This is a genomic window from Sediminibacterium sp. FW305-C-61 (assembly GCF_058231065.1).
On sequence record NZ_JBIQXR010000009.1, the window covers coordinates 36,022 to 42,185 of the forward strand.

Here is a 6,164-nt window from a genome sequence, read left to right on the forward strand (position 1 = left end):
GAGTGGGATACTAAAGCCCTTCGGTTTTCAAGTAATTTTTTGCCAAGAGGCAAGGCCTATGCTGCATATTTATTTTGCATAGCTGGGAGCTGCCAGTCGAATTCGTGTTCGTGTTATCGTAGTTCGAGTCGTTGAACCGGAAGCCAGAGCCGACCGCTCACAACAGCATACAGCCTCATTCTTTATTCTATCACCATCATTGCCCTATAATGGTCGATAAATGTTTCACCGGCATAGTTTGAGTCCTTTTCTGTTTTGAAGCAAAGCCGGGAGCCGCCAGCCGAATCCGTGCTCGCGCCATCGTAGCTCGAGACGAAGAACCGGAAGCCAGAGGGATTGTTGTCTTCATCTTTTTCGAGATCAAACCAAGGCCTCCATTTTCTTTCGCTATAATCATCCCAATTAGGGTTCCAGTCTTCGCCCGTTTCTTCGTCTCGGTTTATAGCCTGGGCAATGATGACCATTTCAAAATGTTTCTCCATGGCCAGACGATGCCTTTCAGGAACCATTGAGAAATTAGGTTTGATTTCAGCGGGGTTAAGGTTGAGCAGCTCACATGCATGCTCATAGCTTGTTACTTTCATGAGGTTTATTTTAATGATTGATTATAGAGATCTATGAATTGTTTACCGGCATATTCTGCGAGCTTCTTATCCTTGAAGCAAAGCCGGGAGCCGCCAGCCGAATCCGTGCACGTGCCAACGAAGAACGAGCCGTCGAACCGGAAGCCAGAGCCGTTTGATTCAAACCATGGGAACCATTTATACTGATTTGGATTATTCCAATCAGGAACCCATCCTTCGTTTAAAGCCTTAGCAATAACCATCAGTTTTGCAATGGCCCTGAGAGCTTCCGCTCTATCCCCAAATGTTTCAGTAGAGATGTTGAGGTCTATATCTGCCTCATTTACACCTACTTCAAAGCAGGCATCTTCAACTGTTTTGATACGATCTATAATATTTAATGGCAACTGATCTTCCCCGATCAGATCCATCAAAAGTTTCTTACCGGAAGCATCAGCATTGTTATACGCTTTAACTGCATCCTTTTTCTTGATTGATACTGTTTCCATTTTCAGGTTTTTAATGGTGATTAATTAAACTTTTTGTATTTGAATGGATACTTTTCTTTTTTAGCTTTCAAAGTCTTTTTCTTAACAGTTGTCAGATGATAACAATCACAGATTTCGCACCAGTAAACTGCAGTTTTTCTCTTCCGCTGTTTAGTAATACCATGCGCCATCTGATGCGCCTCTGATTTTATTTCTATCCTGTTTTTATCACACATATCAGAATGGTAATTCGTCTCTTTCTTTGAGCTTTTCAGTTGGATCAGCCGTCATAGAATTCATGTACTCGCTTTCGGGATCATGTTTTACACTTTCCCATTCCTGATCACTGATAAAATCCTTTCTATTGAATATGTATGGACGTCCGATGCAGCTCACGTAAACCCTTACCCATTCCTTCTTACCGTCATTTATCCTTTCCTCATTACGTGGATATGAGTACCTGATAACCTTGTTTTTTCTTTCGGGTGTATTGATAGTTCCAGTTGATGAAAGATGCTTATCAATAAAGTCCTGAGCTTCTTCCATGGTAGCAAACTCCTTTTCTCCGGCCATCCATATATGATGGGTATCGGCTCCAATTTTCTCTTTTAGGACAGCTTCCAGATAATTGGCCTCAAATCGACCATTGAATACCTCTTTATGCACATCCTTTCTTGACATAAGAATTTTCTCAACTCCATGGTCAAGGAATGCCTCCCTGAAATAGTTCCTGATTTCTTTCTCTATGGTTGGTTTGCTGTGTTCAATAACCTTTTTCAACGCTTCTGTCTTAAGAAGTACAGGATCAAACCACATCCTGGTTACTTTATCTGTAACCATTTTTCGATTGTTAAGGAAGCTGAGGAATGCAGGAATTTCCTCTAGCATCTGCTCCATTAGATTGGGGTTCTTTTCTTTAATGCGTGGCACCTTGATTACCCAGTAGCGAAGATCTTCTTCGGAGGCATAGATAAAATTGTCTTCATTGTTAGTCAGGAACATGAACTTTCCGAAGAAATCAAGCTCTACGTGATCCTTCCCCTTTGAGTTCATCATGATTTTATCAGCGGTACTTAAGGATTTCACCTTTTCTACCACCGACTGCTTATCAATCTTTGTCTCATCACAAATGATCAGTAGTTTAGAAGCCCAATGGGCGTTAAAGTTGTCTGCCAGATCAGCATTACCTACTATTGCCACATTTGCTGTGAATATGTGCTTTAACAGCATTGCAAATGTTGACTTACCGGTTTCATTTTCCTTTGATACCAAACAAAGAATTGGCCCTTTCTGTGTAGGGTTTTTGTATAGTAACTGAATGTAATCAAGACCAAGTTCTCTATACTTAACTTGCTTTACATCATCTATAAGCTGACCATTGGCTCCCTTTACCTTTTTTCTTACTTCAATAGTGTGCGTTCCGAAAATGTGTTCAACAAACTTTATGATAGTCGGACAATCCTCTTCGGTACAAACTGCCTGGTCTGGCTCATGTTCTAGAGGATTGTAAATATTGAAGTTCCCGTGAATAATTGGCTGAAAACTGGTGTGATTTGGAACGTTGCAAAATGCCTCATACTTAGGTATATACTTAATGAAATTCTTACCATGGTCATCAATTATGGTACCTTTCTGACGAACCCTAAAAGAAAGCTCCAACTGCCCATATTTATTGGGGATACGGACATACTTATGATAAACATCTCCTACCCGGAAGTAATCTTTGGACTCCTGTGGGATCATCACCTCGCAGTCCCCTTTTTCCGTATTATACTTGTATGTGGTGCCAAGGAACTTAAATACCCTATCTTTTAATTCAGGCCTGCGATCGGAATGGAATAGGTAAAACTGTTTAACATCACCAAGGTGGAAGTATTGGTAAACCCTACTTAAGCCATTAGATACATTGAACTTTTGGAAATAGGTATTGCGGGAAGAAAAGGTCTTTATGTCACTTACAATTTCCTCTTTATTGCTATCGAATGTTATCAGTAAATCATCAAGACCTTTCACCTGATCACGGGTGATTTTATTATCCCTTTCCCGAATAGCATCTATATCGATATGCATAAACCATTTCTCAACGTCCCGGTAATCATCCAGCAGCGTTTTAAAGGTTTCAATGGATGAATAGAATCCTTTCGGCCTTTTATACAAATCGACATTCTCATCAATATCCTTGCTGGTAATGTCAAGGCAATCCCCATCGGTAAGCCAAACCATTTTTTCTACCCCACATGCAGACATCAATTTCAATATGTCCGGATGAAGTCCTCCCTTTTCCTTCTCTCTCATGTGAGTAATTGAGGAAAGACCCACAATATCAATCCCGTGCATAGCCCCCTTAAAAGCTTTAAAAAAACCTTCGACCAGGTATAATACCCGGATAGGTTCTTTCTTCTCGTACTTTTCTACAATGTGAGGGGGAAAGAAAGGATAGGATCCCTGACCTTTAGGTATCAGATACTTAATTGAATCCCCATTATCCTTCTTAATTGGCTCTTTTAATCTAGTGATAGAATAATGCTTATTCTTCCACCTGCTACCTTCCTTGTTATAAGGAATAAGCTCTCTATCAAGCGTATAAACGAATATCTCAATACCCTTTTCAGATTCCTTAAAAATGGGGTGCTCAACTAGATCATTCTGCTGCTTCTCCGAACTATACTGGAGAATTTTTATCCTGTTCAGCTCAGCCGTAACTCCGAGCTGCTGCATTCGACTTTCAAAATAGGTTAGTTCTTCTGACATGTTGGGTTGTGGTTATTCCTTTAGCATTTTCCTAAACACTGCATCATTGTTAAGCAGATGATGATAATTGCAACAAGTGCCTTATCGCCGATATCATGTTCAGATTTATTTACATTCTTCTGTGTCATGATATCCTTGCTTTATTAGCTCGATCAGTAAACACAACAGGTTTATCCCTTTCACGACCAACAGGGGATTCTTCAACCCGATAGATACGATCATTGGTTACACACTTTGAAAGGAACTCCAAGGCCTCTGGTTTAGAGTCGAAAGTTTTAGCCTTAGAAATATCAGGAGTAAGTTCTACGAGCTTACGATTATCAAATGCCCGTGTGGTAGTTCTGAAAATATAGCGGCTCTGTGAGCAGATTGTAGTTACTAAGCAGTACATATTAATTTTTGAATTTGTAGTGAATTGATCCGGGATTATAGCAAGCATCCCCTTTGGTCAATTTGGACTTGAATGCCTGTCGTTTGTGCATGAATAATTGGTCATAGACATCTGCATCAGCAGTGAATTCCTGACCCGTTACCGGGTTCACGACTTTATAAAAGCGCTTTCTTCCTTCTTTGAATTCAGATAGCACAGTGCGGGATTCGGTATTGACACCGCCTTCCTCTTTGTTTCGGGTAGATAGTTGGAATGTTTGTCCAACCAGATTAAGTTTTCGCATAATTGCTTTCTTGATTTTTTGTTTCTTGACTGGGTGAATAAGGATAATTGTTAGGGAGGTAGATACAATTACGCTAATGATTAGCTGTATCATCTCTCTGTTTTGATGGTGAAGAATAGCCTCTATTAACGCTGATGTTATAAGCAGCATAACAGCAGAAAAAGAAGACAATGGCTCCGATAATTGATAGGATTGTATTCATAAAAAATGGTTTTAATAGTGAGGCCGGTGTAGAAACACTGGCCGTGTATACTTGAAGAATTACGGGTTAGTGGTGTCGGCTCTTACGACACCCAAATCTTTACAAATTGCTTCCGTTTCACCGTCTGTCATCCGGACATACACATCTTGCCATGCATCCTCTTCCTCTTCACAAATGGCAATTAATGTGGGATCAGTAAACGCTTTCTTTTCGATAGCCTCCCTGAAAGCCGACCAGATTTTGTAAGCGGCTTCCGCATCAACATGATTGTTTTTCATACCAAGGTTTTATAAGGGGTTATGAATGCCTGTATTTTCTGCGGAAGTGCAACTCAATACTCTCCCGGTATTTAGATTGAATGGATTCTCTTGATATGCGTCTTACGCTATCAAATACAGGTGTGAAATGGGGGGTGCCGAATTTAGCTATGTTCAACTTCCCTTTACTGATATTTTGATGATGTTTCATGCTTGGATATTTTATGGATATTTATATCCATGTAGGGGCATAAAAAAGCCGCCCTCTACAGGATTTTCTTTAAACTCATTTTTTTGCGCTTGTGCCGTGACTTTAACAATTTAATCTCCAACAATACTTTTTTCACTTTATCCGGGTCTTTTACTTTTCCCCTCATCAAATCAGATACTTGACGGTTGTTAACAACAAAACCCTTGTCCGATAAGGCTTTAGAAACTTGAATCGCCCAATTGCTGGGTAAATCCTTTTTTAATTTTTGCCACTTGTTACTATTCATATTCATTTTTTAGGGGCTTGGATGAAAATGCGTTTGGCACGTGCTTTGTTTTATTGTGATTTTCGTAAATTGTCCGCAATGTGTCCGCAATTCATCCGCAATTCAAAACTAAGGAATAATATGAAATATCCAAATTTTATATCCAAAATATCCAAAAAACATGAATAACCACTCTCAGAAGGACAACCAATCCCTATTTGACAGGGCATTTGTCGATGTAATACAGTTCTTGGTTACAAATAAAAAATATATCCAAAAGGTGACCACGCAAAAGGATTTGTTAAAAGAGTTGGATATCCTGCCCGGTAATTTTGTGGAGATCAGAAGCGGTATGAGAAAAGTACCGCAATCTAAGGTTGAGCATATTAAAAGAATACTTACCACGAAATATGGTATTAATGATAAGTATTTAAAGTACCGTGAAGGCGAGATTACAAAGACCCCAATAAACTACCAGGATGATGAATCCCGGCAAACAATGTCTCTTAAAGAAGAAATTAGAATGCTCAGACTTGAGCTCAGGAAGGAGAAAGAATTAAGTGAACAAAAAGACAAGATGATTGACCTGCTGAAAAGCACATTAGATACTCTAAGAGAAAGGAAATAAGTCGGGCAAGTGGGTGGGCAACCCATATTTCTTGGATAAAAGTACTATTGATAATCAATTACATTTTTTATGGGAAAAGCAAAAAAACTCCCTCCGGCAGATTCGATTCCCGTACCGGGTACAAA

The 6,164-nt window shown here is 39.6% G+C and carries 9 protein-coding genes; 1 reads left to right on the top strand and 8 read right to left on the bottom strand.

What is annotated here, in order from left to right; translation table 11 throughout:
- Positions 1–182: 182 nt before the first annotated feature.
- The 8 genes from ACH30E_RS16795 to ACH30E_RS16830 all read right to left on the bottom strand — a co-directional run bounded on the left by ACH30E_RS16795 (position 183) and on the right by ACH30E_RS16830 (position 5,432).
- Positions 183–584, bottom strand: coding sequence for a hypothetical protein (locus ACH30E_RS16795; protein WP_490825708.1), 402 nt, complete (start codon positions 582–584; stop codon positions 183–185).
- 5 nt (positions 585–589) lie between these two features.
- A complete protein-coding gene (locus tag ACH30E_RS16800) occupies positions 590–1,072 on the bottom strand; it encodes a hypothetical protein (RefSeq protein ID WP_490825707.1) in 483 nt (160 codons plus the stop codon).
- Between the two features lie 216 nt (positions 1,073–1,288).
- Positions 1,289–3,802 (bottom strand): DUF5906 domain-containing protein, encoded by a 2,514-nt coding sequence (locus ACH30E_RS16805; protein WP_490825706.1) that lies wholly within the window; start codon positions 3,800–3,802, stop codon positions 1,289–1,291.
- A gap of 392 nt (positions 3,803–4,194) precedes the next feature.
- A complete protein-coding gene (locus ACH30E_RS16810) occupies positions 4,195–4,476 on the bottom strand; it encodes a hypothetical protein (RefSeq protein ID WP_490825705.1) in 282 nt (93 codons plus the stop codon).
- Between the two features lie 73 nt (positions 4,477–4,549).
- Positions 4,550–4,678 carry a hypothetical protein gene (locus tag ACH30E_RS16815; protein WP_490825704.1) on the bottom strand — a complete coding sequence of 43 codons (129 nt, stop codon included), beginning with the start codon at positions 4,676–4,678 and terminating at the stop codon, positions 4,550–4,552.
- A gap of 59 nt (positions 4,679–4,737) precedes the next feature.
- Positions 4,738–4,956 carry a hypothetical protein gene (locus ACH30E_RS16820; protein WP_490825703.1) on the bottom strand — a complete coding sequence of 73 codons (219 nt, stop codon included), beginning with the start codon at positions 4,954–4,956 and terminating at the stop codon, positions 4,738–4,740.
- A 19-nt stretch (positions 4,957–4,975) separates the two neighbouring features.
- The gene (locus ACH30E_RS16825; RefSeq protein ID WP_490825702.1) at positions 4,976–5,146 is read right to left on the bottom strand and encodes a hypothetical protein; all 171 of its coding nucleotides are present in this window, start codon (positions 5,144–5,146) and stop codon (positions 4,976–4,978) included.
- Between the two features lie 55 nt (positions 5,147–5,201).
- The gene (locus ACH30E_RS16830) at positions 5,202–5,432 is read right to left on the bottom strand and encodes a hypothetical protein (RefSeq protein WP_490825701.1); all 231 of its coding nucleotides are present in this window, start codon (positions 5,430–5,432) and stop codon (positions 5,202–5,204) included.
- A 160-nt stretch (positions 5,433–5,592) separates the two neighbouring features.
- Between ACH30E_RS16830 and ACH30E_RS16835 the strand changes: the two genes are divergently transcribed.
- Positions 5,593–6,039 carry a hypothetical protein gene (locus tag ACH30E_RS16835; RefSeq protein WP_490825700.1) on the top strand — a complete coding sequence of 149 codons (447 nt, stop codon included), beginning with the start codon at positions 5,593–5,595 and terminating at the stop codon, positions 6,037–6,039.
- The last annotated feature ends 125 nt before the right edge of the window (positions 6,040–6,164 follow it).

What these genes read in the sequence shown, in the direction of transcription:
- ACH30E_RS16800 (WP_490825707.1), bottom strand. Translation starts at nt 1,072, where the DNA reads ATGGAAACAGTATCAATCAAGAAAAAGGATGCAGTTAAAGCGTATAAC.
- ACH30E_RS16835 (WP_490825700.1), top strand. Translation starts at nt 5,593, where the DNA reads ATGAATAACCACTCTCAGAAGGACAACCAATCCCTATTTGACAGGGCA.
- ACH30E_RS16810 (WP_490825705.1), bottom strand. Translation starts at nt 4,476, where the DNA reads ATGCGAAAACTTAATCTGGTTGGACAAACATTCCAACTATCTACCCGA.
- ACH30E_RS16825 (WP_490825702.1), bottom strand. Translation starts at nt 5,146, where the DNA reads ATGAAACATCATCAAAATATCAGTAAAGGGAAGTTGAACATAGCTAAA.
- ACH30E_RS16820 (WP_490825703.1), bottom strand. Translation starts at nt 4,956, where the DNA reads ATGAAAAACAATCATGTTGATGCGGAAGCCGCTTACAAAATCTGGTCG.
- ACH30E_RS16815 (WP_490825704.1), bottom strand. Translation starts at nt 4,678, where the DNA reads ATGAATACAATCCTATCAATTATCGGAGCCATTGTCTTCTTTTTCTGC.
- ACH30E_RS16830 (WP_490825701.1), bottom strand. Translation starts at nt 5,432, where the DNA reads ATGAATAGTAACAAGTGGCAAAAATTAAAAAAGGATTTACCCAGCAAT.
- ACH30E_RS16795 (WP_490825708.1), bottom strand. Translation starts at nt 584, where the DNA reads ATGAAAGTAACAAGCTATGAGCATGCATGTGAGCTGCTCAACCTTAAC.
- ACH30E_RS16805 (WP_490825706.1), bottom strand. Translation starts at nt 3,802, where the DNA reads ATGTCAGAAGAACTAACCTATTTTGAAAGTCGAATGCAGCAGCTCGGA.